This window comes from Massilia brevitalea, from assembly GCF_030711405.1.
Taxonomy (GTDB): Bacteria; Pseudomonadota; Gammaproteobacteria; order Burkholderiales; family Burkholderiaceae_D; genus Telluria; species Telluria brevitalea.
The window spans coordinates 62,753-88,650 of the sequence record NZ_JAULSI010000010.1; the positions used below are offsets into that span (position 1 = coordinate 62,753).

19 protein-coding genes are annotated in these 25,898 nt (G+C 62.0%); 15 read left to right on the forward strand and 4 right to left on the reverse strand.

What is annotated here, in order from left to right; translation table 11 throughout:
• Positions 1-17 precede the first annotated feature (17 nt).
• The 9 genes from QWL29_RS08265 (at position 18) to QWL29_RS08305 (ending at position 14,156) form a co-directional block, all read left to right on the forward strand.
• Complete coding sequence (locus QWL29_RS08265) at positions 18-1,211, forward strand: phosphopentomutase (protein WP_305822410.1); 1,194 nt, start codon at positions 18-20, stop codon at positions 1,209-1,211.
• Positions 1,208-2,164 carry a deoxyribose-phosphate aldolase gene (gene deoC, locus QWL29_RS08270; RefSeq protein ID WP_305822411.1) on the forward strand — a complete coding sequence of 319 codons (957 nt, stop codon included), beginning with the start codon at positions 1,208-1,210 and terminating at the stop codon, positions 2,162-2,164. Before QWL29_RS08265 ends, deoC begins: the two co-directional genes overlap by 4 nt.
• A gap of 18 nt (positions 2,165-2,182) precedes the next feature.
• Positions 2,183-4,561 (forward strand): aldehyde dehydrogenase family protein, encoded by a 2,379-nt coding sequence (locus QWL29_RS08275; RefSeq protein WP_370663679.1) that lies wholly within the window; start codon positions 2,183-2,185, stop codon positions 4,559-4,561.
• Between the two features lie 366 nt (positions 4,562-4,927).
• Entirely contained in the window at positions 4,928-6,253 is a 1,326-nt protein-coding gene (gene deoA, locus QWL29_RS08280) for a thymidine phosphorylase (protein ID WP_305822412.1), read from the forward strand.
• 5 nt (positions 6,254-6,258) lie between these two features.
• Positions 6,259-6,663 carry a cytidine deaminase gene (locus tag QWL29_RS08285; RefSeq protein WP_305822413.1) on the forward strand — a complete coding sequence of 135 codons (405 nt, stop codon included), beginning with the start codon at positions 6,259-6,261 and terminating at the stop codon, positions 6,661-6,663.
• 325 nt (positions 6,664-6,988) lie between these two features.
• Positions 6,989-9,799, forward strand: a complete 2,811-nt coding sequence (locus QWL29_RS08290; RefSeq protein WP_305822414.1) for a type VI secretion system Vgr family protein — start codon at positions 6,989-6,991, stop codon at positions 9,797-9,799.
• 11 nt (positions 9,800-9,810) lie between these two features.
• A complete protein-coding gene (locus QWL29_RS08295) occupies positions 9,811-10,686 on the forward strand; it encodes a DUF4123 domain-containing protein (protein WP_305822415.1) in 876 nt (291 codons plus the stop codon).
• A gap of 2 nt (positions 10,687-10,688) precedes the next feature.
• On the forward strand, positions 10,689-12,956 hold the full coding sequence (locus QWL29_RS08300; protein WP_305822416.1) for a T6SS effector BTH_I2691 family protein: 2,268 nt from the start codon (positions 10,689-10,691) through the stop codon (positions 12,954-12,956).
• Positions 12,957-13,127: 171 nt separating this feature from the next.
• The gene (locus QWL29_RS08305) at positions 13,128-14,156 is read left to right on the forward strand and encodes a DUF6708 domain-containing protein (protein ID WP_305822417.1); all 1,029 of its coding nucleotides are present in this window, start codon (positions 13,128-13,130) and stop codon (positions 14,154-14,156) included.
• A 118-nt stretch (positions 14,157-14,274) separates the two neighbouring features.
• On the opposite strand, the gene QWL29_RS08310 is transcribed toward QWL29_RS08305, so the two are convergent.
• The 4 genes from QWL29_RS08310 to QWL29_RS08325 form a co-directional block, all read right to left on the reverse strand.
• Positions 14,275-15,039: a LytR/AlgR family response regulator transcription factor gene (locus QWL29_RS08310; RefSeq protein WP_305822418.1), complete on the reverse strand. Its 765-nt coding sequence runs from the start codon at positions 15,037-15,039 to the stop codon at positions 14,275-14,277.
• Positions 15,039-15,929 carry a sensor histidine kinase gene (locus tag QWL29_RS08315; RefSeq protein ID WP_305822419.1) on the reverse strand — a complete coding sequence of 297 codons (891 nt, stop codon included), beginning with the start codon at positions 15,927-15,929 and terminating at the stop codon, positions 15,039-15,041. The genes QWL29_RS08310 and QWL29_RS08315 overlap by 1 nt, the downstream gene beginning before the upstream one ends.
• Positions 15,930-15,931: 2 nt before the next feature.
• Positions 15,932-16,183: a hypothetical protein gene (locus QWL29_RS08320; protein WP_305822420.1), complete on the reverse strand. Its 252-nt coding sequence runs from the start codon at positions 16,181-16,183 to the stop codon at positions 15,932-15,934.
• 96 nt (positions 16,184-16,279) lie between these two features.
• Complete coding sequence (locus tag QWL29_RS08325; RefSeq protein ID WP_305822421.1) at positions 16,280-16,855, reverse strand: GNAT family N-acetyltransferase; 576 nt, start codon at positions 16,853-16,855, stop codon at positions 16,280-16,282.
• 328 nt (positions 16,856-17,183) lie between these two features.
• On the opposite strand from QWL29_RS08325, the gene aptA reads away from it, so the two are divergent.
• The 6 genes from aptA (at position 17,184) to hydA (ending at position 25,885) form a co-directional block, all read left to right on the forward strand.
• Positions 17,184-18,500, forward strand: coding sequence for an omega-aminotransferase AptA (gene aptA / locus QWL29_RS08330; protein WP_305822422.1), 1,317 nt, complete (start codon positions 17,184-17,186; stop codon positions 18,498-18,500).
• A gap of 10 nt (positions 18,501-18,510) precedes the next feature.
• Positions 18,511-20,013, forward strand: coding sequence for a CoA-acylating methylmalonate-semialdehyde dehydrogenase (locus tag QWL29_RS08335; protein ID WP_305822423.1), 1,503 nt, complete (start codon positions 18,511-18,513; stop codon positions 20,011-20,013).
• A 196-nt stretch (positions 20,014-20,209) separates the two neighbouring features.
• Positions 20,210-21,580, forward strand: coding sequence for an NAD(P)-dependent oxidoreductase (locus QWL29_RS08340; RefSeq protein ID WP_305822424.1), 1,371 nt, complete (start codon positions 20,210-20,212; stop codon positions 21,578-21,580).
• On the forward strand, positions 21,568-22,917 hold the full coding sequence (gene preA, locus QWL29_RS08345; RefSeq protein WP_305822425.1) for an NAD-dependent dihydropyrimidine dehydrogenase subunit PreA: 1,350 nt from the start codon (positions 21,568-21,570) through the stop codon (positions 22,915-22,917). The genes QWL29_RS08340 and preA overlap by 13 nt, the downstream gene beginning before the upstream one ends.
• Positions 22,918-22,978: 61 nt before the next feature.
• Positions 22,979-24,469: an NCS1 family nucleobase:cation symporter-1 gene (locus tag QWL29_RS08350; protein WP_305822426.1), complete on the forward strand. Its 1,491-nt coding sequence runs from the start codon at positions 22,979-22,981 to the stop codon at positions 24,467-24,469.
• 36 nt (positions 24,470-24,505) lie between these two features.
• Complete coding sequence (hydA, locus tag QWL29_RS08355) at positions 24,506-25,885, forward strand: dihydropyrimidinase (protein ID WP_305822427.1); 1,380 nt, start codon at positions 24,506-24,508, stop codon at positions 25,883-25,885.
• The last annotated feature ends 13 nt before the right edge of the window (positions 25,886-25,898 follow it).

Here is a 25,898-nt window from a genome sequence, read left to right on the forward strand (position 1 = left end):
AACGACACGAGCGAACAATGTCACGCGCATTCATCCTCCTGCTTGACTCCTTCGGCCTGGGCGCGCTGCCCGACGCCGACCAATACGGCGACACGGGCGCCAACACCTTCGGCCACATCGCCGCGTGGGCCGCGAAAGAAGGCAAGCCGATGTCGCTGCCGAACCTCGAGCGCCTGGGCCTGGCCGCTGCCGCCCACAAGGCCAGCGGCGAATGGGCTGCCGGCTTCGACCTGCGCGACGGCTTTACCGGCGCCTGGGGCGTCGCGCGCGAGCAATCGACCGGCAAGGACACGCAGAGCGGCCACTGGGAAATCGCCGGCGTGCCGGTGCTGTTCGACTGGGGCTACTTCCCGAAGACCGTGCCGACCTTCCCGCAAGAGCTGACCGACAAGCTGCAGGAATTGACGGGCGTACCGGGCTGGCTGGGCAACTGCCACGCTTCGGGCACCACCATCATCGACGAACTCGGCGACGAGCACGTTGCCAGCGGCAAGCCGATCCTGTACACCTCGGCCGACTCGGTGCTGCAGATCGCCGCGCACGAAGAGCACTTCGGCCTGGAGCGCCTGTACGCAGTGTGCGAAGCGGCCTACGAGCTGGTCAAGCCCTACAACATCGGCCGCGTGATCGCGCGTCCTTTCCTGGGCGAGAACGGCAAGTACAAGCGCACCAGCAACCGCCACGACTACGCCGTGCCGCCGACCGCGCCGACCCTGCTGGATCACGTGAAAAACGAAGGCGGCGAAGTCATCGCCCTCGGTAAAATCAGCGACATCTTCGCGGCCCAAGGCGTGACCCGCCTGGTGAAGGGGCCGGACAACATGGCCCTGTTCGACCGCCTGCTGGAAGTGGCCGATGAAGCACCAGCCAAGTCGCTGAGCTTCGTGAACTTCGTCGACTTCGACATGCACTTCGGCCACCGCCGCGACGTCGCCGGCTACTCGAACGCGCTGCACGAACTCGACGCGCGCCTGCCGGAATTCATGGCGAAACTGAAGGATGGCGACCTGGTCGTGATCACCGCCGACCACGGCTGCGACCCGACCGCGCCTGGCTCGGACCACACGCGCGAGCACATCCCGATGATCTTCTTCGGCCCGAACGTGCCGGCGCAGGAACTGCCGACCGCACCGACCTTCTCCGATATCGGCGCCACGCTGGCCAAACACCTCGGCGTCAAACCCCTCTCCAACGGAACCGCACTGCTATGACCCAGAACCTGGACTTCAAACGTAATACCGCCGTCGGTCTCGACCTCGGCTGGGTCAACAGCCTGAAGGTGAACCGCAACGCGGCCGACCGCCGCGCCGCCAGTCTGGCAAACCGCCGCACGGTGAAAAAGGAATACCAGGCCGCCTGGCTGATCCGCGCCGTGCAGTGCATGGACCTGACCACCCTGGGCGGCGACGATACGCCGGGCCGCGTCGAGCGCCTGTGCATGAAGGCGATGCGCCCGCTGCGCGCGGACCTGATGCAGGCCCTGGGCCTGGAATCGCTGACCACCGGCGCCGTCTGCGTGTACCACGAGATGATCGAACCGGCCGGTAAAATCCTGAAGGGCCGTTTGCCGATTGCGGCGGTGTCGACCGCCTTCCCGGCCGGTCTGTCGAGCCTGGAAACCAAGCTGCGCGAAATCGAACTGAGTGTTGCCGCCGGCGCCACCGAGATCGACATCGTCATCACCCGCCAGCACGTGTTGACCGGTAACTGGCAAGCCTTGTACGACGAAATGCTCGCCTACCGCAAGGCCTGCGGCGACGCCCACGTGAAAGCCATTCTCGCCACCGGCGACCTGGTTACGCTGGACAACGTGGCGAAAGCGTCGTGGGTCTGCATGATGGCCGGCGCCGATTTCATCAAGACCTCGACCGGCAAGGAAGGCGTGAACGCCACCATCCCGGTATCGCTGGTGATGGTGCGCGCGATCCGCGAATACTACGAGCAGACCGGCTTCATGGTCGGCTACAAGCCGGCCGGCGGCGTGAGCACCGCGAAGAGCGCGCTGCAGTACCTGACCGTGATGAAGGAAGAGCTGGGCAACGAGTGGCTGCAGCCGCACCTGTTCCGCATCGGTGCATCGAGCCTGATGACCGACATCGAACGCCAGCTCGAGCACTACGTGACCGGCGCCTACTCGGCCGCCCACCGCCACGCGCAACCTTAAACACCGAACGGATACGTCATGCCAACAATTAACGAGATTCTGCAAACTATGGATTACGGCCCCGCACCAGAAAGCACCAAGGAAGCACAAGCGTGGCTGGACCAGCATGGACGCCGTTTCGGCCTCTTCATCGACAACGCATGGACCGACGCCGCCGACACTTTCGCCACGACCAACCCGGCCGATGGCGTGGAACTGGCGCAGGTCACGCAAGCCACCGCTGACGACGTCGAGCGCGCCGTCGCTGCCGCACGCCGTGCCCAGCCGGGCTGGGTGGCCATGGGCGGCGCCGGCCGCGCGAAAGTCATGTACGCGATCGCGCGCCTGCTGCAAAAGCATTCGCGCCTGTTCGCCGTGCTCGAGACCCTGGACAACGGCAAGACCATCCGCGAAACCCGCGACGCCGACTTGCCGTTAGCAAGCAGGCACTTCTACCACCACGCCGGCTGGGCTGCGCTGCAATCGGAAGAATTCGCCGACTACCGCGCCGTCGGCGTGGTCGGCCAGATCGTGCCGTGGAACTTCCCGGTCCTGATGCTGGCGTGGAAAATCGCCCCGGCCCTGGCCGCCGGTAACACGGTCGTGTTCAAGCCGGCCGAGTTCACCTCGCTGACCGCGCTGCTGTTCGCCGAGATCTGCCAGCAGGCTGGCGTCCCAAGCGGCGTGGTCAACATCGTCACCGGCGACGGCCGCGTGGGCGAAGCCATCGTGAACCACCCTGGCATCGACAAGCTGGCGTTTACCGGCTCGACCGAAGTCGGCCGCATCATCCGCAAGGCCACCGCCGGCAGCGGCAAGAAGCTGTCGCTGGAACTGGGCGGCAAATCGCCCTTCATCGTGTTCGACGACGCCGACCTGGATGCAGCCGTCGAAGGCCTGGTCGACTCGATCTGGTTCAACCAGGGGCAGGTATGCTGCGCCGGTTCGCGCCTGCTGGTGCAGGAGTCGGTGTACGACCGCTTCATCACCAAGGTGAAAGCGCGCATGCAGAACCTGCGCGTCGGCTCGCCGCTGGATAAATCGAACGACATCGGCGCCCTGGTCGACCCGGTGCAGCAGCAGCGCATCCACGGCCTGGTGGAAGCCGCCCGTGCAGAAGGCTGCGAGATCTGGCAGCCAGCCTGCGAAGCGCCGGAAGCCGGCTCGTGGTACCTGCCGACCCTGATCACCGGCGCCTCGACTTCGGCCGCCGTCGCGCAAACCGAAATCTTCGGACCGGTGCTCGTCGCGATGAGCTTCCGTACGCCAGGCGAAGCGGTCCAGCTGGCCAACAACACCGTCTACGGCCTGGCCGCCTGCGTGTGGTCGGAATCGATCTCGCTGGCGCTGGACGTGGCGCCGCAGATCAAGGCCGGCGTGGTGTGGATCAACACCGCGAACCAGTTCGACGCAGCCTGCGGCTTCGGCGGCTACAAGGAGTCCGGCTTCGGCCGCGAAGGCGGTAAAGAGGGCATGTACGAGTACATGACCGCGCTGTCGGAAGATGCACGCCCAAGCGCACCGGTCGTCGCTGCCAAAGCAGCAGCCAAGCCGGCAAGCGGCGACAGCCCGTTCGCCGTCGACCGCACCGCCAAGCTCTACATCGGCGGCAAGCAGGCCCGCCCTGACGGCGCCTACAGCCGCGCCATCAACGGCGCCGACGGCAGCTTCCTGGCCGATATCGGCGAAGGCAGCCGCAAGGACATCCGCAACGCCGTGGAAGCCGCGCACAAGGCGGCCGGCTGGTCGAAGGCCACCGCGCACAACCGCGCGCAAGTGCTGTACTACATCGCCGAGAACCTGGCGATCCGCGCCGACGAATTCGCAGGGCGCATCGCCGCGCAGACCGGTTCGAAGGACGCCGCACGCGAAGTGCAGGCCTCGATCGAGCGCCTGTTCTACTGGGCGGCATGGGCCGACAAGTACGACGGCCTGGCCCACCAGCCGCCGATGCACGGCGTGACCGTGGCGCTGAACGAACCGGTCGGCGTGATCGGCATCGTCTGCCCGAACGAGAACCCGCTGCTGGGCTTCATCTCGCTGGTGGCGCCTGCGCTGGCCATGGGTAACCGCGTGGTGGCCGTGCCGTCGGAAGCGCATCCGCTGTCCGCGACGGACCTGTACCAGGTGCTGGACACCTCGGACCTGCCGGGCGGCGCGCTGAACATCGTCACCGGTTCGGCCGACGAGCTGGCGCGCACGCTGGCCACCCACGGCGATATCGATGCCGTGTGGCGTCACGACGGTTCGGCCGAGGGTTGCGCCGAAGTCGAGCGCCTGTCGTCGGAAACCCTGAAGCGCACCTGGGTCGGCGGCGCCAAGGGCCGCGACTGGTTCGATGCGAAGCAGGCCTGCGGCCGCGCCGTGCTGCAGCACGCGACCCAGGTAAAAAACATCTGGATTCCGTACGGCGTTTGAGATGGCATGAATAAACCGTCGCGTTAGCGCGCGACGGGTAGGGTGGGCACTCCGTGCCCACCCTACGAGCGTGTGAAGAAATCGCCATGGCTGCGTTGCCTCGTCTCGCCGTACGCTCGTACTGCCTTCGACTCGGCGCCTTGCCCTGACCATTTCTTCACACGCTCTACGTCGTTTGCGGCGCGTCTGAAATGGTCGCGTCAAGATAGATCATTACGTTAAAGAGAGCACCCCATGTTCCTCCCCCAAGAAATCNCCTTCGACTCGGCGCCTTGCCCTGACCATTTCTTCACACGCTCTACGTCGTTTGCGGCGCGTCTGAAATGGTCGCGTCAAGATAGATCATTACGTTAAAGAGAGCACCCCATGTTCCTCCCCCAAGAAATCGTCCGCAAGAAGCGCGACGGCGGCACCCTGACCGCGGAAGAAATCCAGTTTTTCGTACGCGGCATCCCTGACGGCAGCGTCACCGAAGGCCAGATCGCGGCACTCGCGATGGCCGTCTACTTCAACGACATGAGCATGGACGAACGCGTCGCCTTCACCCTGGCCATGCGCGATTCCGGCCAGGTCCTGGAATGGAAGTCGATGAACCTGCCCGGCCCGGTGGTCGACAAGCACTCGACCGGCGGCGTCGGCGACGTGGTCTCGCTCATGCTGGGACCGATGATCGCCGCCTGCGGCGGCTTCGTGCCGATGATCTCGGGCCGCGGCCTGGGCCACACCGGCGGCACCCTGGACAAATTCGACTCGATCCCCGGCTACAGTACCGTGCCCGATCCGGAACTGTTCCGCAAAGTGGTGAAGGAAGTCGGCGTCGCCATCATCGGCCAGACCGCCCAGCTGGCCCCGGCCGACAAGCGCTTCTACAGCATCCGCGACACCACGGCCACCGTGGAATCGGTGGCCATGATCACCGGCTCGATCCTCTCGAAAAAGCTGTCCGCCGGCCTCGACGCGCTGGTGATGGACGTGAAAGTCGGCAGCGGCGCCTTCATGCCGACCTATGAGAAGTCCGTGGAACTCGCCGAGAGCATCGTCGCCGTCGGTAACGGCGCCGGCACCCGCACCTCGGCCATCCTCACCGGCATGGACGAGTCGCTGTGCCACGCCGCCGGCAATGCCGTCGAAGTGCGCGTCGCCATCGACTACCTGACCGGCAAGGCGCGCCCGGCACGCCTGCACGAAGTGACGATGGCGCTGTGCGCCGAGATGCTGGTCATCTCTGGCCTGGCCGCCAACGACATCGAAGCCCGCGCCAAGCTGCAGGCCGCGCTGGACTCGGGCGAAGCCGCCGAACGCTTCGCACGCATGGTCACCGCCCTGGGCGGCCCGGCCGACCTGATGGACAAGCCGGACGCCTACCTGGAAACCGCCCCGGTCATCGTGCCAGTGCCGGCCCTGCAAGCCGGCTACGCCACCTCGGTCGACACCCGCGGCCTGGGCCTGGCAGTCGTCGCCCTGGGCGGCGGCCGCGTGCGTCCGCAAGATGCGATCGACTTCGCCGTCGGCCTCACCAATCTGGTGGAACTCGGCGACGCCATCGCCGTCGGCCAGCCGCTGGGTACCGTGCACGCACGTACCGTTGAAGCGGCCGAGCAGGCTGTGCGCCAGGTGCAGGCGGCTTACCAGATCGGCGCCGAGAAGGCCGCCGTGCAGCCGATGATCCATCGCACCATCCGTCCGGAGTAATCACCGTGAAATACGACAAGCTGATCGAAGAAGCCCGCGCCGCACGCGAACTGGCCTACGTGCCGTACTCGAACTTCCAGGTCGGTGCCGCCCTGGAATGCAAGGACGGCCGCATCTTCCGTGGCTGTAACGTCGAAAACGCGTCCTACGGCCTGTGCAACTGCGCCGAGCGCACTGCCTTCTTTTCGGCGATTGCGCATGGCTACAAGCCTGGCGACTTCGCGGCGCTGGCGGTGATCGGCCAGACCGAGGGCCCGATCGCCCCCTGCGGGGCCTGCCGCCAGGTGGTGCTGGAACTGGGCGGCAACGAGCTGCCGGTGGTGTTGACCAACCTGAAGGGCGATGTGTTCGAAACCACGGCGGCGGCGCAATTGCCGAATGCTTTTGGTGGCAAGGATCTGAACAAGTGATTGTTCGATGACGTGATAGATGAGCGGCGTGCTTGAAGGCGCGCTGCTTGTCGCATGAAGTTGGAGCGCTGCCCGCGAAAGCGGAGCAGCGCTTTTTTTCGCCTGTTGCGCATGTGTTCGGATTGTTCTGACTTCGTGCTGCGTGGTTTTCCGAACGCGAGCATGCACGTGCTGTTGCTGATTTGCCGAACTATGTCGCAGTGGCAATTGACCTGATCTGGCGCAATTGCCGTACTGTGGACTCGGCGTGTAATCGCTGGGTTCGGGCTGTCGTGCACACCACCGTTGTGCGCCGATGCGGCCTGCATTTCACAGGAGCTCATGCATGCGGCAGCACATCCAGGCAGGTCTACTCGCAGCGTTCACGCGCACTACCCAGACGACGCGCCTGATCCGGCTGACGACGCCCCTCGGCGAAGACTTGCTGGCCGAATGCGTGCGCGGCGAGGAGAGCATCAGCGCAGGCTTCACCTTCCGCCTCGACGCCTTGTCCGAAGATGCGCACCTGCCGCTGAAATCCCTGCTCGGTCAGCCTGCCTTGCTGCAATTGATGACCGCCGCCAGCCGCGATGCGCTGCGGCCGTTTCACGGGCACATCACCGCAGCCCGGATCAGCGGCGCGAACGGCGGCCTGGCCCGCTACCACCTCACTCTTCAACCCTGGAGCGCCTTCCTCGGCCTGGGCCGCGACAGCCGCATCTTCCAGGACATGACGGTGTTCGACATCCTCGACGCCGTGTTCGCCGCCTGGCAGGGCAAAGGCCGGCTGACGCCGGCATGGCGCTACGAGATCGTCGACCGCCGCATCTATCCACGGCGCAGCCTGGTAACGCAATACCAGGAAAGCGACCTGGCCTTTGCCGAGCGCCTGATGCATGAGGAAGGGCTGTTTTATTTCTTCGAACACGAGGGCGACCCAGGCAACGCCTTGCTCGGTTGCCACACGATGGTGATTGCCGACCACAACGGCGCCTTCCAGCCGAATGCGCAGGCAGCGGTCCGCTTCACCCAGCCCGGCGCCGTGATGCGCGCCGACAGCATCGACCGCTGGCGCACCGAATCGCGCCTACGCACCGACGCCGTCGAGATGGGCAGCTGGGATTACCGCAGCGTGCGGCAGCGCCAGGTGAACGTCGCCGGCGTGGGCGGTGACGCCAGCCTCAGCAGCCGTGATGCATCCGGCACGTACGCCTGGGTCGACCGCGAGCACGGGCAGCGCATCGTCACCAGGCAGATCGAGGCGCTGGAAGCCACGCACCAGGTGCAAGGAGGTGCCGGAACGGTGCGTACCTTTGCGCCCGGCACCACGTTTTCGCTGCATGGCCATGCCCGCTTCGACGCAGCACACGACGATGCCGGGCGCAGCTTCACCATCGTGCGCACCGTGCACCTGATGCACAACAATTTGTCGGCCGAGGTCAGCGGCAGCGTGCGTGCCATGTTGGGAAAGGGTGCTGTGGCCGCAGTGCTCGATGCGGAGCCCAGTATGCGCGCTGCTGGCGACGGTCCTGGCGAGCGCCCTCTGTACCGCAACCGCTTCGACGCCTTGTGGGCCAGCATTCCCTACCGCAGCAGCGGTATCGATGCGCAAGGCCAGTTGTTGCATCCGCGTCCGACGGTGCGCGGGCAACAGACGGCGATTGTGGTCGGTCCGGCCGGCGCCACCGTCCATACCGACCGCGATCACCGCATCAAGCTGCAGTTTCACTGGCAGCGCGGCGAGGCAAGCCACAGCCGCATGGCGCATCCATCGCCCGAGCGGCATACCGGTGCGCCGGGCAACGATAGGGCCGGCACCTGGGTCCGCGTGATGACGCCGCTCGCCGGCGCGAACTGGGGCAGCAACATGCTGCCGCGCGTCGGGCAGGAAGTGCTGGTCGATTTCATGGATGGCGACATCGACCGGCCGGTGGTGATTGGTGCGCTGTACAACGGGCATGGGCAGGCCGATGCGCAGCACAACAGCATGGCGTATGGCGCAGGGGCGGTGACGGGCAATGCACCGGCATGGTTTCCGGGCGAGGGTGGGGCGCATGCGCATCCAGCGGTGCTGTCAGGGATCAAGTCACAGGCGATGCGCGATAGTCAGAACGGGGGCGGCGCCTATAACCAGCTGGTGTTCGACGACAGCGCGGAGCAGGCGCGGCTTGTATTACAGCGGCATGGCAAGGCGCACGATGGGTCGGCCGAGCTTAACCTGGGGCACTTGCGGCACCAGAGCGATAACGGACGGCTGGATTCAGCAGGATTTGGTGCGGAGTTGAAGAGCGAGCACAGTGCGGCGCTTCGAGCTGGACAGGGTGTGCTGTTGTCTTGCGATAAACGTAGCGGCGGCAGTGGCGGCCAGCTCGATGCGCGGGAGGCGGTGATGCAGATCGAGGCGAGCCAGCAGATGGCGATTGGCCTGGCGACGCAGGCGCAGAAGCATAACGCGAAGATGAAAAATGAGCCGGAAGCGGAAGGGCTGGCCGCATTCAAGGAGATGGGGCGCAGTGCCGAGGTGCTCGGGAGTATGGATAGCGGCAGCAACAGTGAGACGGGCGGGCAGGGCAAGGTGACGGCTTATAGCGAACCGCATATCCAGTTGTCGGCACCTGCAGGCATCGTTGTCGGTACACCTGGGGACGTGACCGTTACGGCCGAAGCGACTGCCAGCATGGGCGCCGGGCAGGATATTAACTTCGCTGCACAGGGCAGTACAGGCATCGCCGTCATTCGCGGCATCAGCATGTTCAGCTACGGGAAAGTCGCTAATAGCAAAAAGCCGAATCAGGAAGCTGGCCTGAAGCTGCATGCAGCCAGCGGAAAGCTGAGCAGCCAAAGCCAGTCTGGCGCAACGTCTTTGGTAGCCGATAAGCTGGTTACGGTTACAAGCGTCGGTAAGTCAGTGGCAGTGGCAGCTCCCAGAAAGCATGTGCTGCTGACCGCGCAAGGTGCTTACATCAAACTGGAAGGCGGAAACATCGAAGTGCATGCGCTTGGCAAAGTCGATTTCAAGGCGAGCAAGAAAGAATTGGCAGGACCGCAAAGCGTTAACCAGGAAAAAACGCTGCCGAAACCCGGTGAACTAAAGCTATGCGAGTACCGCGCAGCAGGTGCTGCGGCTGCTGGTGACAGCACTGTACCCCTGTCCTGATAGGGATTGCCATGAACGCAAACCTCGACTACCAGGCATACCAGGAACACGCCTTTGCTGTGGTCGACGCGTCGACGATGGAGGAGCTTCCTGACGGGCTGGTCACTAAAACTCTGGTTCCGGAGAGACTAGCTGCAAGCTCACACTTGATGCCGAGGCTGATCGATCTGCGCCGTACGCCGCATACCCGTTCAGAGGAACTGTTCGCATTTCTATGCGATGTGTCTCCAGCGGCACAATCGCTACGAGCGGTCGTGTTGCTTCGGACCAGCGCAGATGCACCAGCGACCGTCAGGCATTGGAACGCCATGCAACTGGCTACACCGCAACCAGGGCGTCGACTATGGCTGCGGTTGCACGATCCGCGCGTCTTGCATCAGCTGCTACGCATATTAAGTCCAGCCCAGCGCAAGAAGATGTTCGGCGTGGCACAAGCCTTTACCTACTGGGTGGGCGGGACCTGGTTGTCGGCGGTACGAGACATTACTGCTCAAACCGACACGCATGTTAGCGGCAATGGCGTTGTGCCACCGTATGCCGGTGCACTCATGTGGGACTGGAACCGCATTGAACGGATCGGCATGGTCAATCGCACGTTACATGGTGCTGGAGCTTTCGCCGCATCTGCATTGGATACGCAGGGATCGTTGGCCGAGCGATTGATCGAACGCGGTGCCGAACACGGTCTTGTCGAGCAGGCCGATCTCGTCGAGTTTGCTGCCCGTGGTTTGGTGAGCCATTTCGAGTTCGACCGCCATCCTGACGTTGCACGCGCCATTAAACCTTCACGAGATGGGGATTCTGCTTTATCCGACCGCTTTGCCTTGGTGCCAGAGCATGTCTGGGCCGAGTTGCGCCTATCCACAACGCTGCAGGGAGAAATGTAACGATGACAACGCAAACCAAATGCGAATTCTGCGACAAGCGCGGCTTGCCGATTTTTCTGGTGCGGGACGCAGTAGCCCCTGCAGGAGAAGGTGCCCCATTGGCCTCCAGCTTGCCAATCGAGCTTTCACCAACCGCCGCGCATTACACCAAGCGTCTGCTACGTAGTGGCTATGTCAATGTGTTTGACGAAGCGAGGCAGCGCTGGGAAGGGTACTTTCTCACAAAAGAGGGCTACTTTTTTAAGTTATTGCAAACTCCTGACGCCATTCCTCCTGTACCAGCAAAACCATTTAACTGTCCAGATGAAGGTCATCGAGCAATGGCAAGTTGTATTACCGTATCAGATCCACGTAATGCTACTAAGATATGGATTGGATTCAGCGATGTATTGTGGACCAAAGCGATACGTAAGGCGAACGAGAACCCGAATCATCGCAAGAGACATATGGTAGAGATAGACGTCCGAGCCGCCTTAAAAGGCAAGAGCATGCCCCATTTTCGTATTGCACAAGCTTCCTCAATCATCGCTGAGTACGCAATGAAGCCGGAAAAAGCAATGTCAGCCTTTGCAAGAAATCCATTTAAATTTTCTGTGCGCTCTAACCATGCAGAGCGATTGATTCAGGAGTGCAATGCGTTACGTGCTGGAGGTCTAATCGTAACACTTCCAGATCCAGTTGGAATTGTACAAGAGCTGGCTTTTTTAATGAAAAGAAATGCTGATTTATTTACCTCTAAAAATCCAGAAAACCGTCGAAAATTGTCTACTGACATAGTTATAGATGGTCTAGAGCATGCAATCCGAAAACAAGCACAGGTAGGCGAGATTACTGCTGCGGATACTCTTGCATATGAACAGGTTGCAGCTGATCCCCTGGGGCACTGGATGTCGAAAAATACTCGGATGAAAACGGAAAGCCTGCGCACTAAAAGCTCAGCTGAATTACACCGCGCGTCCGATGAGATATGGGCAAAGTATGCTGCTAAATTTGACCCTGACGAGCGAGTGGCTTGGCAAAAAGAATTTCGCAATAAACTTGTTGATTTTGATGCGAAATACATTGCACCCCTGGCATCTAGCCATGTTTTATGGATGAAAAGTGCAGAGCTTGCTGCATACTTTGAATGTAATTTCGATGACTTTGATCCTCATGTTGGAGCCGTTTATACTGCAACAGTAGCGCACTGCATGATGGCTACACAGGATAAGGCCTCTTGTTCTAGTCTTTATGAAACGTGGTTAAATGGTGATGTCACTGACACGAAGAATTTGCTGCTGCGGGCGATGGTGTTTAATCAAAAAATAGTTGCTGAAAAAATTAAAGAGGCGACAGCGATAAGCAAGGATCCGCGTCAAATTCCGTGGGATAACCTTTTTGCTATTTACGCAGAATCAGTGGGGAAAATTAGAGAAGGTATTCAAGACGCAGCAGCTCAGCTATTAACCCAAACTACAACGTCTCTTGCAGAAGCTTTTTCAAAAATCATGGACGGTAGCCCTGGGTTTAGGGCTGCTCTCATTGCGGCGGGACTTTTTTCCGGACATCCAATTATTCTTTGTGAGGTCATCGGAACACGGCGAGAAGTTCAGGAGTACTTAATTCGCCAATTGCAGTACGCGAACGGTAGACCTGCTAGCCAAAAACAATTGCGGGTATCTGTCGATCTTGAGATGAGACGCAGACAGATTCACGGTGTATCTATGGAGGGAACTACTAAGCAGAAATTTATTATTGCTATCGATAAGGAAATGGCGACGAATGTGCCTAGAGATATGTCGCGGCGCCAACAAATCGATCAGTTGGCAAAAAGTCTAAAAACAATGGGTGAGATCGACAAACTGAATCTGGAAAGGTGGCGCACAGTTATTAATCAAAATGTTCGTTTAGGGTTAATCGCTGGAATTCTTCAATTTGTCAGTTTGAGTAAGCTGATGTCAGACGAGGAAAAGGCCTTGTCCCATGATAAGGCCGACGCTGCGAACAGACGATATGCAGGTATCGCTGCCATTTCAGCGACTATTTCCGACATTATAGGTAATGCAATAGCAGGGCGAGCCTCTTTAGGTTTGCGTTATGGTCAGGGCATTACCAGTTTTGCAGAGGCTTTAAAAATTCTTGGTAAAGGTTTGGGAGTCGCAACTGGCTTGTTCGTTGTTGGGTTGGATCTTTACGCAGGATACAAGGAATTTAAGGAAGGATCTAATGGGCTTGTAATTTTAGCTTACGCCGCTTCAGGGGGGCTGGTATTGGTCTTACCATTGCACTAATTGTCGGTGCTAGTATTCCTATTCTCGCCCTTTTGATAATTGTTATTATTGGAATTGGAATATTGATAGCTTTTGTCAAGGATAACCCAATTCAGGACTGGTTGGAAAGGTGCTCCTGGGGGAAGTTAAAGGATCAGCGCTACCCTAATCTGGCAGTAGAGCAAGCTCAATTTGAAAAAGCAATCTCTTAAAAGGTGCGATATGGAATTTACTGGCTTAGTTTCTAAATATCCAACAAAACGCCAGTTGACTGATGCTGAGTTGGCGTTACGGCTTGATCAAAAAATTTGCGCGAGCTTAAATCCACATTATCAGCTTTGTGTAATCAAGCTGAATTCAACATATTTAGAGTCTGTGGATAAGTGGTTCGGCTGGAAAGGGATGATCTCTGCAGTGTCAATAATAGTGATATCTATGTTCTCAATGCTTTATTTCGGGCTGGTCCACGTTGCGCTTACGCGAGAAGAAGGAGGGGGTGTAAGTAATGAAGATTTATTAGTGTTGATCGGTGCTGCAGTTATGATATTCCCAGTACTTGGAGTCGCTTTATGGGCTCTAAGAAAGGAATCATTTTCCTATACTCACTATCCTATGCGATTTAATCGAAAAACGCGTATGATTCATGTATTTAGAACTAATGGGACTGTATTGTCTATTTCTTGGGATAAGGTTTTTTTTACTATGGGCCATCTGGAGCTTTGGAACGAGTGGGAAGTGCGTGGACATGTTCTGGAGCCGGATAGCACAACGGTAAGCGAGACCTTTGCTCTTAGCTACATTGGCAGTCTTCACTCTTCACATAGTGCAAACGCAGGAGTTCATTCTCTACCAGCTAAAGACTTTGTTCGTGCGCATTGGGAATTTATTCGGCGTTACATGGAGGATGGTCCGGAGGCAGTATCCGAGCAAATACAATTTTGCATGCCTGTTGACATTAATCGAGAACCATTTCGAGGAAGTATTGAGCGTATATTTGCCAATGTTGCAGGCGCGCCATTTGTGATTTATTGGATGCTATTTCCGATTTGTTCGGTGGTGAGTCTTTTTCGTCTGTTCGCAATGTTTACGAGCAAAATTCCTCAATGGCCAGATGATTTGGAAGCTAATAATCAGGTTGATCCAAGCGACCCTCATGCGATTAGAGGTGCAGCGGATGGAGAGAGAATTCGAGATTCTGCTGAGTTCCGCACCTTTAAGTAAATGGTCTTTAGTGTGCGCGTTGCTTACAAGGATAAGGAGTAAAAGACATCAAAATTTGAAACGGTAAAACTGATTTTCTAATCCAGAATAGAATGGTAGTCGTACCGTCACCGTTAAATCACATCTGCTGAAACAAATGCGAATGGTTCCTGCTGACCTCCAGCTCATTCGGATAATTCCTTACCCTCAGCATCTGCCGCCCCCGCATATCCCGCGATACCTCGGCAATCGCATCCACACGCACCAGTGTCGACCGATGAATCCGCCAAAACTCATCCGGATCCAGCTCGTCCGCCAGCTCCTTGAGCGTCTTGCGGATCAACAGCTCGGCCGTCGCCGTCTGCACCCGCGTGTACTTTTCGTCTGACTGGAAAAACAGAATTTCGCGCGTGCTGATCATGCGCAGATTGCTGCCGACCTGCGCCTGTATCCAGCGCAAGTAGCTGCGCTTCGGCGCCGAACCCTGCTGCTGCAGCAAACTGCCTAGCTGCGCCAGCTGCGCCCCGATATCCTGCGGCGCCTGCGACAAGCGCCTGCGCAGCCGTTCGCAGGTCGTCACCAGTCGCTCGGCTGTCACCGGCTTCAGCAGATAATCGATGGCGCCGTGTTCAAACGCATCCACCGCATACTGGTCATACGCCGTCACGAACACGATATGGCAGCGGTCGTACAATTGCCGCGCTGCTTCGATGCCGCCCATGCCCGGCATGCGGATATCCAGGAAAACAATCTGCGGCTGAAAACGTGTGGCCATTTCCACAGCCTCAACGCCATTCGCCGCAAGCGCCACGATCTGCAATTCGGGCCAGGCCTCCAGCAGCCGCGCACGTAATTGCTCACGCATCGGCGCTTCATCGTCCGCAATCAGGGCAGTCATAGCCATCACGCGTCCTCCATCATCTTGTAGGGAATGCGCACCGACGCGCAGGCGCCGCCGCTCATCGGCGCTTCGATCACCAACTCGGCCTGCGCGCCATACAGCAACTGCAAACGTTCGCGGATATTCGCCAGCCCTACGCCTTCATCCGCATGCAAATCGATGCCGACACCGTCGTCGCACACGTCCACGATCAAGGTTGCACCATCGACCCGCGCCCGCACGGTAATCGTGCCGCCGGCGATCTTCGGTTCCAGCCCATGCTTGATGGCGTTTTCGATCAGCGTTTGCAGCATCATCGGCGGGAAGGGGGCGCTGCCGAGGAAATCGGGCACCTCGAAACGCACTGCCAGCCTTTCCTTCATGCGCGCCTGCATGATGGCCAAATAGGCTTTCGACAGTTCCAGCTGCTTGCCGAGCGTGGCGCCGCCCGAGGAGCGCATCTGCGGCAGGGCCGAGCGCAGATAGGCGATCAGGTGCGCATGCACCTTGGCCGCTTCCGGCGGATCGGTCTCGATCAGGCGGCCGATCAGGGCCAGGGTATTGAACAGGAAGTGCGGCTCGACCTGCGCCTGGAGCGCGGCCATTTGCGCCTCGGTCAGGCGCCGCTCCAGGGTGGCGACGTCGGCTTTCAGGGTGGCGTCGCGCGCCACCAGTTCGGCGCGGCGCTTGCCGCCGGCCAGCACCTTGACGCCGAAGGAAATGAACACATACCAAAACGCTGGTTCCGGCGTGTTCACCATGATGAAGAACACGACCGCCAGGAACCAGGTGAGGTAGAGCCGGCGCCACTCGACGACGGCAAGCCAGTCGAAAAATGCCCACCAGAGCTTGCTCGCTTCCCTGACGGCTTCGCGCATGAAGTCGAGTGTCCGGTTGATCTGGCTTGCCTGCACGTTCAGTCCTCGAGTGGGGTGGTCTTGTCGTTGTTGATGGCCAGCACCGCGTACTTGATGGCCAGGAAGACCGCAAACAGCATCAGGGCCAGCGGAATGACGGTGATCGCGCAAGCGACCAGCACGGCCGCCAGCAACAGGGCCGGCCAGGGCAGGGCCGAGAAAGTGCGCAGGCCGCCGCGCAGGGTGCGCAGGCAGGCTTCGGCGGCGTCTTCGAGTTCGGCGGCAAAGCTACGGAAGGTGGTGGTTTTCATGCGACCGCTCCCTTTAAAAGAAGTTCGGATAGCTGCACTCTAAAACCACTGCCGCGTCCGCGCGAGCCTGGGGCGACGAATGGTGGATTTCATGGGCTAACCAGTCGCGTGGGCCGATGAAGGGAGGGCAGTGCGCTCGTCCCAATAGCGCCGCAGCAGGCCGTAGAAGGCCGTGTCCGCCTTTTCGCCATGGACGATCCAGCGCTCGGGCATGTAGCCTTCCTGTCGAAAACCGAGCTTTTCCAGCAGCCGCGCCGAGGCTTCGTTGCGCGGGTCGATGTCGGCTTCGATGCGGTTGATGTCGAGCACGTGGAAGGCATGGTCGAGCAGGCCTTCCAGCGCTTCGGCCGCGTAACCCTGGCCCCAGTAAGCGCGTCCCAGGGCGTAGCCGAGTTCGCAGCGCCGGTTCTGTTCGAAGAAGCCGCGCAGGTTGCAGATGCCGATCAGGCGGTTCGTGCCGACCAGCGCGATGGCGTAGCGCGCCAGGCCGCCATCCCGGTAGGCCTGCCGGGCCTCGGCAATCATGGCCTCGGCCTGGGCGATGTCGGTCCAGGCGCCGCTCGACCAATAACGCACCACGTCGGGCTCGGCGAATACACGCAGCAGGTCGGCGGCGTCGTCGTTCTCGAAGGGGCGCAGGATCAGGCGGCCGGTACGCAGGATGGGTGGCATGGCAATCTCCGAAGCTAAACGGTTTGCGCTGGATCAAACACCTTGGCATTCTGCTAAGAAGTTCTTAAGTGCACTAGCATTGTCCAGTTCTCGTGGCTGACTTCGCATATACGCAATTTCATATGACGGTTTCCCAGCCTGCGTTTATATTAATGGATCGCTTAGCTCTTTTGCATGTTTGCAACGCAGCATGCATGAGCGCCTCGGGTCTGGCGCCGCCGGCTTTACTTTTACGGCCAGGGCGCGCACATTGTTATGACGACTCATCGTTTTGCATCATCGTTTTGAATGACGGTCCGCCACAGGACTGCAACAAGGGAGAGCCTGCATGAACGAAGCCAGACCCGCATCGATGTCCGCATTCTGGATGCCATTCACGAACAACCGCGACTTCAAGTCCGATCCGCGCCTGCTGGTGTCGGCCGAAGGCATGTACTACAAGGATGTCGACGGCAACCAGATCCTCGACGGCACCGCCGGCCTCTGGTGCGTCCCCTGCGGCCACGCCCAGCCCCGCATCGTCAGCGCGGTACGCGAGATGATCGGCCAGCTCGATTTCGCGCCCACCTTCCAGATGGGCCACCCGGCCGCCTTCGACCTGGCCGAGCAGCTGATGGACTACACCGGCCACAAGTTCGGCCACGTGTTTTATACGAACTCCGGTTCCGAGGCGGTCGACACCGCCCTGAAGATCGCGCTGGCCTACCACAAGGCGCGCGGCGAGGGCGGGCGTACCCGATTGATCGGGCGCGAACGCGGCTACCATGGCGTCGGCTTTGGCGGCCTGTCGGTGGGCGGCATCGGCCCGAACCGCAAGGCCTTTGGCCCGCTGCTGCCGGGCGTCGACCACCTGCCGCACACGCACAACCTGCTGAAGAATGCGTTCTCGCGCGGCGAGCCTGACTTCGGCGCCGAGCTGGCCGACGAACTCGAACGCCTGGTCACGCTGCACGATGCGTCCACGATTGCCGCCGTCATCATCGAGCCGGTGTCCGGTTCCACCGGCGTGCTGGTGCCGCCGAAAGGCTACCTGAAGAAGCTGCGCCAGATCTGCGACAAGCACGGCATCCTCTTGATCTTCGACGAAGTGATCACCGGTTTCGGGCGTCTGACTAAGCCCTTCGCGGCGGACTATTTCGACGTCGAGCCGGATATGATGACCACGGCGAAGGGCCTGACCAACGGCGTAATCCCGATGGGCGCCGTGTTCAGCAAAAAGCACATCCACGATGCCTTCATGGAGGCGCCGGCCGGCATCGAGCTGTTCCACGGCTATACCTACTCGGGCCACCCGGTGGCCTGCGCCGCCTCGCTGGCCACGCTCGAAGTCTTCAAGGAACAGCAGATCCTCGAACACGCGAAGGGCATCCAGCCCTATTGGGAAGACGCGGTGCATTCGCTGAAAGGCCTGCCGCATGTGATCGACCTGCGCACCATCGGCCTGATCGCCGGCATCGAGCTCGAACCGATTCCGGGCAAGCCCGGTGCGCGCGCCTTCCAGGCGCTGAAGAAGGCCTTTGCCGACGGCATCCTGATCCGCACCACGGGCGACATCATCGCGCTGTCGCCGCCCCTCATCCTCGAGAAACAGCACATCGACGAATTGTTCGGCAAGCTGGCCAACGTACTGAAAAACCTGGATTAAAGAGACAAACATGAATCAACTTGACGTCATTGGCCACTTCATCGGCGGCCATGTGGTCGACAGCGCCGGCGAGCGCTATGCCGACGTATTCAACCCGGCGCTGGGCGAGCCCTGTGCGCGCGTGACCCTGGGCGGCGTGGATGAAGTCAATGCCGCCGTGTTTGCCGCGGCCGCCGCTTTCCCGGCCTGGTCGGCCACGCCGCCACTGGCGCGCTCGCGCATCCTGTTCAAGTACCTCCAGCTGTGCCAGCAGCACCTTGATGAATTCGCCGCCATGATCACGCGCGAGCACGGCAAGACCTTCAGCGACGCGCAGGGCGAAGTGGCGCGAGGCATCGAGGTGGTGGAATTTGCCTGCGGCATTCCGCAACTGCTGAAGGGCGAGTTCACCGACCAGATCGCACGCGGCATCGATGCCTGGTCGATGCGCCAGCCGCTCGGCGTGGTGGCCGGCATCACGCCGTTCAACTTCCCGGTGATGGTGCCGATGTGGATGTTCCCGGTGGCGCTCGCGTGCGGGAATACCTTCGTGCTGAAACCGTCCGAACGCGATCCGTCGCCGTCGCTGCTGCATGCGAAGCTGTTGAAAGAAGCAGGGCTGCCGGATGGCGTGTTCAACGTGGTGCAGGGCGATAAAACGGCGGTCGATGCGCTGCTCGACAATCCGGAAGTGCAGGCGATCAGTTTTGTCGGCTCGACGCCGATTGCCGAATACATCTACGCGCGCGGCAGCGCCAACGGCAAGCGGGTGCAGGCCCTGGGCGGCGCCAAGAACCACATGGTGGTCATGCCCGACGCCGACATGGACATGGCGGTCGACGCGCTGATCGGCGCGGCCTACGGTTCAGCCGGCGAGCGCTGCATGGCGATCTCGGTGGCGGTGGCGATCGGCGACGCCGGCGACAAGCTGGTGGCGGCGCTGGCCGAGCGCACGGCCAAGCTGAAGATCGGCGAGGGCATGAGCGCCGGTGCGGAGATGGGGCCGGTGGTCACGCAGGCGGCGCGCCAGCGCATCGAGCGGCTGATCGGCGAAGGCGTGGAGCAGGGCGCCACGCTGGTGGTCGATGGCCGCGGGCACAAGGTCGAGGGCTTCGAGAATGGCTTTTTTGTGGGCGGCACGCTGTTCGACCATGTGCAGCCTTCCATGAGCATCTACCAGGAAGAGATCTTCGGGCCGGTGCTGTGCGTGGTGCGCTTGCCCGATGTGGGCAGCGCGCTGGAGCTGATCAACGCCAACGAATACGGCAACGGCGTGGCCGTGTTCACGCGCGACGGCGGCGTGGCGCGCGAGTTCGTGCGCCAGATCCAGGTGGGCATGGTAGGCGTGAACGTGCCGCTGCCGGTGCCAATGGCCTTCAACAGCTTCGGCGGCTGGAAGCGCAGCATGTTCGGCGACCACCACGCGTACGGACCGGAAGGCGTGCGCTTCTATACGCGGCACAAGGCGGTGATGCAGCGCTGGCCGAACACGGCGAGCGCCGGCGTCGAGTTCGCGTTCCCGCAGATGAAGTAACCGGCGTCGCCGAAGCACGCATTGTAGGGTGGGCACTTGTGCCCACGCGGTACCACATTCGATGGTCGATATGCGCGAGCTCACCCTTCATGAGCACGACCGCGTGGGCACAAGTGCCCACCCTACGAAAAGCAACAGCACGTATCAGCAGCAGTTCGAACACCAGCATTTCACCTTACAACAACAAGGGATGCACATGATCGAGACTCTCCAGCACCTGCCGCCGGCAGCCGATTCGCACGCGGCGCTGGCCACCCAGTTCACCGACCTGGCGCCCCCGCTCACCGCGCGCCAGGCCGCCATCGAGGCGGCGCGCTGCCTGTACTGCTACGACGCCCCCTGCACCCGGGCCTGCCCCACCGGCATCGACGTGGCCAGCTTCATCCGCAACATCCACGACCAGAACGTCACCGGCGCAGCCGTCGGCATCCTGAAGCAGAACATCTTCGGCGGCAGCTGCGCCCGCGTCTGTCCCACCGAAATCCTGTGCGAAGACGCCTGCGTACGCAACCACTACGCCGAGCGCGAGCCCGTGAAAATCGGCCTGCTGCAGCGCCACGCCATCGACAACGCCGGCTTCACCGCCCACCCCTTTACACGCGCCCCCAGCACCGGCAAGACGGTCGCCGTGGTCGGCGCCGGTCCCGCCGGACTCTCCTGCGCGCACCGCCTGGCCATGCTCGGCCACGACGTGGTGGTGTTCGAGGCGCGCCCCAAAGCCGGCGGCCTGAACGAATACGGCATCGCCAAGTACAAGCTGCCCGGCGAATTCGCCCAGCAGGAAGTCGACTTCCTGCTCTCGGTCGGCGGCATCGACATCCAGTACGGCCAGGCGCTCGGCGACAACCTGCAGCTGCGCGATTTGCACACGCGCTTCGACGCCGTCTTCCTCGGCCTCGGCCTGGGCGCCAGCCGCCGTCTCGGCCTCACTGGCGAAGACGCCCCTGGCCTGCTGGCCGCCACCGACTACATCGCCGCACTGCGCCAGGCCGACGACCTCTCGCGCCTGCCGGTGCCGCGCCGCGCCATCGTGGTCGGCGCCGGGAATACGGCCATTGACATGGCGGTGCAGATCAAGCGCCTCGGCGCCGACGAAGTCACGCTGGTCTACCGCCGCGGCTTTGAGGCCATGAGCGCCACCGGCCACGAAATCAAGATCGCGAAACTGAACGGCGTGCGCATCCGCACCTGGGCCGCGCCCCTGGAAGTGCTGCTCGACGATGCGGGCCGCGTGGCCGGCATGCGCTTCGAGGAAACCCGCATCGACGATGGCCGCCTGGCGCGTAGCGGCGCCTTCATCGACATCGCCGCCGACGCCGTGTTCAAGGCCATCGGCCAGGCGATCGAGGCGCCGCCGCCACTTGACCAGTTCGCGCAGACGCTGTGGCGCGAGGGCGAGCGCATCCAGGTTGATGCGGCATTGCGCACCGGCGTGCCGGGCATCTACGCCGGCGGCGACTGCGTGGCCCTCGGCCAGGACCTGACGGTGCAGGCCGTCCAGCATGGCAAGGTGGCCGCGCTGGCCATCCACAACGACTTCCAAGCGGGGGCAGCATGGCCGACCTGAGCATCGACTTCTGCGGCATCCAATCGCCGAATCCCTTCTGGCTGGCCTCGGCGCCGCCGACCGACAAGGCGTATAACGTGGTGCGCGCCTTCGAGGCGGGGTGGGGTGGGGTGGTCTGGAAGACCCTGGGCGAAGACCCGCCGGCGGTGAACGTCTCCTCGCGCTATTCGGCCCACTACGGCAAGAACCGCGAAGTCATCGGCTTCAACAACATCGAGCTGATCACCGACCGCAGCCTGGAGATCAACCTGCGCGAAATCACGGCCGTGAAAAAGGCCTGGCCGGACCGCGCGATGATCGTGTCGCTGATGCTGCCTTGCGAAGAAGCGCCCTGGGCCGCGATCCTGCCGCTGGTGGAAGCGACCGGCGCCGACGGCATCGAACTGAACTTCGGCTGCCCGCACGGCATGCCGGAACGCGGCATGGGCGCGGCCGTCGGCCAGGTGCCCGAATACGTGCAGATGGTGACAAGCTGGTGCAAGAAGCACACCCGCCTGCCCGTCATCGTCAAGCTCACCCCGAACATCACCGACGTGCGCGCGCCGGCCCGCGCTGCACTCGCCGGCGGGGCGGATGCGGTCTCGCTGATCAACACCGTGAATTCGATCACCCACCTCGACCTGGAGCGCATGGTGGCCTACCCGATCGTCGGCGGCGCCAGCACCCACGGCGGCTACTGCGGCTCGGCCGTGAAACCGATCGCACTGAACATGGTGGCCGAGATCGCGCGCGACCCGGCCACGCGGGGCTTGCCGATCTCCGGCATCGGCGGCATCGGCAACTGGCGCGACGCGGCCGAGTTCATCGCCCTCGGCGCCGGCTGCGTGCAGGTGTGCACGGCGGCGATGCTGCACGGCTTCCGCATCGTCGACGAGATGAAGGATGGCCTGTCGCGCTGGATGGATACGCAGGGCTACGCGAACATCGCGGCCTTCTCGCGCAAGGCGGTGCCGAACACCACCGACTGGAAATACCTGGACATGCATTACCAGGTGATCGCCGACATCGACCAGGACAAGTGCATCAAGTGCGGCAAGTGCTTCGTGGCCTGCGAAGACACCTCGCACCAGGCCATCGCCCAACTGGTGGCGGAGAACGGCACGCGCCGCTACGAAGTGATCCGTTCCGAGTGCGTGGGCTGCAACCTGTGCGAGATCACCTGTCCGGTCGAGTCCTGTATCACGATGGTGCCGCAGCCGTCTACGCAGCCTTACATGAACTGGACCCAGGACCCCCGCAATCCGCGCGCGGAGAACCTGGCGCCGCCGACTGCGCCGGTGGACGGAGCGGCCATTGCGGAGGCGGGCAGTTCGGCCGGTGCTGCCGCGCTGGTGTAGCGCACGTACATATTGCGCTACACTGCGCCGCATCCACCGCAACCGATAGGAGAGCCCCACTGTGACGGAACAGCACCCAGTCAGCAACGAACTCTGGAACCACGATCTCGCCCCCACCAGCCCCGCCCAGCGCACCTGGCGCTGGTACCACTTCGCCGCGCTCTGGGTCGGCATGGTCATCAGCATCCCGGCCTACATGCTGGCGGCCAGCCTGATCGAAAGCGGCATGTCGGCCTGGCAGGCGGTGTTGACGGTGTTCCTGGCGAACGTGATCGTGCTGCTGCCCATGCTCCTGATCGGCCATGCCGGCACCAAGTACGGCATTCCCTACGCGGTGCTGGCGCGCGCCAGCTTCGGCACCCGCGGCGCACGCCTGCCGGCGCTGATGCGCGCGATCGTCGCCTGCGGCTGGTACGGCATCCAGACCTGGTTCGGCGGTAGCATGATCTACACGCTGCTTGGCGTGCTGCTCGGCGCGCCGATTGCCGGCGCCAACCTGCCGGGCCTGGGCATCAACGCCGGCCAGCTGGCCTGCTTCCTGGGGTTCTGGGCGATCCAGATGTACTTCATCGTGCACGGCATGGAGTCGATCCGCAAGCTCGAGACCTATACCGCGCCGCTGAAAATCGCGATCTGCTTCCTGCTGCTCTGGTGGGTGTACGACAAGGTCGGCGGCTTCGGCCCGCTGCTCGACCAGCCTTCGCAGTTCGTCGCAGGCGGCCCGAAATCCGGCCTGTTCTGGTCGGTGTTCTGGCCTTCGCTCACCGCCATGATCGGCTACTGGGCCACGCTGGCGCTGAACATCCCCGACTTCACGCGCTTCGCCAAAACGCAAAAAGACCAGGTGGTCGGCCAGACCCTCGGTTTGCCGCTGCCGATGGCGCTGCTCGCCGCGCTGGCCGTCACCGTCACCTCGGCCACCATCGTCCTGTACGGGAAAGCGCTGTGGGACCCGGTCGACGTGGCCAGCCGCATGACCGGCATCGCCGTGCTGGTGGCCTTGCTGATCCTCCTGATCGACACCGCCAGCGTCAACCTGGCGGCCAACCTGGTCGGCCCGGCCTACGACTTCTCGGCGCTGTCGCCGAAGCGCATCACCTACCGCACCGGCGGCTACATCACGGCCGGCATCGCGCTGGCCATGATGCCGTGGAAGATCCTGGAGACGACCCAGAACTACATCTTCATCTGGCTGACCGGTTACTCGGCGCTGCTCGGGCCGATCGCCGGCATCATGATCATCGACTACTACTTCATCCGCCAGACCCGGCTCGACGTCGACCAGCTGTACCGCGACAACGGCATCTATGCGTACAAGGGCGGCTGGAACGGCGCGGCCATCGTGGCGTTTGCAGCGGGCGTGCTGCCGAACCTGCCGGGCTTCCTGAACGCGGCGCTGCCGGCCTCGTTCCCGAACGTGGGCGAGGCGTTCAAGACCATCTATACCTATGCCTGGTTCGTCGGCGTCGTGATCGCGGCGGTCGTCTACGGGCTGATGATGAAAGGCCGCACGGCGCCGGCATTGCGGGCGGCTCCGCACACTCCAACCTGAGACCCGGGCCAGGGTCCATCTGAAAGGGACGTATCCATGACGACGATCATCCGTGGCGGCACCATCGTGAACGCCGACCGCGCCTTCCGCGGCGACGTGCTCTGTTTCGGCGACAAGATCGTCGCCGTCGGCGACAGCATCGACGCGCCGGCGAATGCCACGGTGATCGACGCCGGCGGCCAGTACGTGATCCCGGGCGCGATCGACACCCACACGCACATGCAGCTGCCCTTCATGGGCACGGTGACGGCCGACGACTTCTTCAGCGGCACCGCGGCCGGCCTGGCCGGCGGCACCACCACCATCATGGACTTCGTCATTCCAAACCCGCGCCAATCGCTGCTGGAGGCCTACCATACCTGGCGCGGCTGGGCGCGCAAGTCGGCAGCCGACTATACCTTCCACGTGGCCGTCACCTGGTGGGACGACTCGGTGCACGCCGAGATGGGCACGCTGGTGCGCGAGCACGGCGTGAACAGTTTCAAGCACTTCATGGCGTACAAGAACGCGATCATGGCCGACGACGAGACGCTGGTGAAAAGCTTCCGCCGTGCTTTGGCGCTCGGCGCGATTCCGACCGTGCACGCCGAGAACGGCGAACTGGTATTCCAGCTGCAGCAGGAATTGCTGGCGAAGGGCATTCGCGGCGCGAAAGCCCATCCGCTCTCGCGCCCGCCCGAGGTGGAAGCGGAAGCGGCGAACCGCGCGATTGCGATTGCCAACGTGCTTGGCACGCCAGTGTATATCGTGCACGTGTCCTGCGCCGAATCGCTGGACGCCATCGTGCGCGCCCGCGCCAAGGGCCAGCGCGTGTTCGGCGAGGCGCTGGCCGGCCACCTGGTGATCGACGACAGCGTGTATGGAAGCGAAGACGAAGACTTTGCACGCGGCCACGTCATGAGCCCACCGTTTCGCAGCCGCCACCACCAGGACGCACTCTGGAACGGCCTTACCGGAGGCAATTTGCACACCATCGCCACCGACCACTGCACCTTCTGCGCCGAGCAAAAAGCGATGGGGGCGGACGATTTCACGCGCATTCCGAACGGCTGCGGCGGCGTCGAGGAGCGCATGGCGGTGGTGTGGGACGCCGGCGTCAACACGGGCCGCCTCACGCCCTCGGAATTCGTGCGCGTGACGTCCACCAACGCGGCGCAGATCTTCAACATGTACCCGCGCAAGGGCGTGATCGCGGTCGGGGCCGATGCCGACCTCGTGGTCTGGGACCCGAACGGCAGCCGCACGATTTCAAGCAAGACCCAGTTCTCGAAAGGCGGTTTCAACGTCTTCGAAGGCCGCACCGTGCGCGGCGTCCCGACCCACACGGTCGCCGCCGGCAAGCTGGTCTTCGAGCGCGGCGACTTGCGCGCCGAAGAAGGCGCCGGCCGCCACATCGACCGTCCCGCATTCGCTTGATTACCACTGGAGA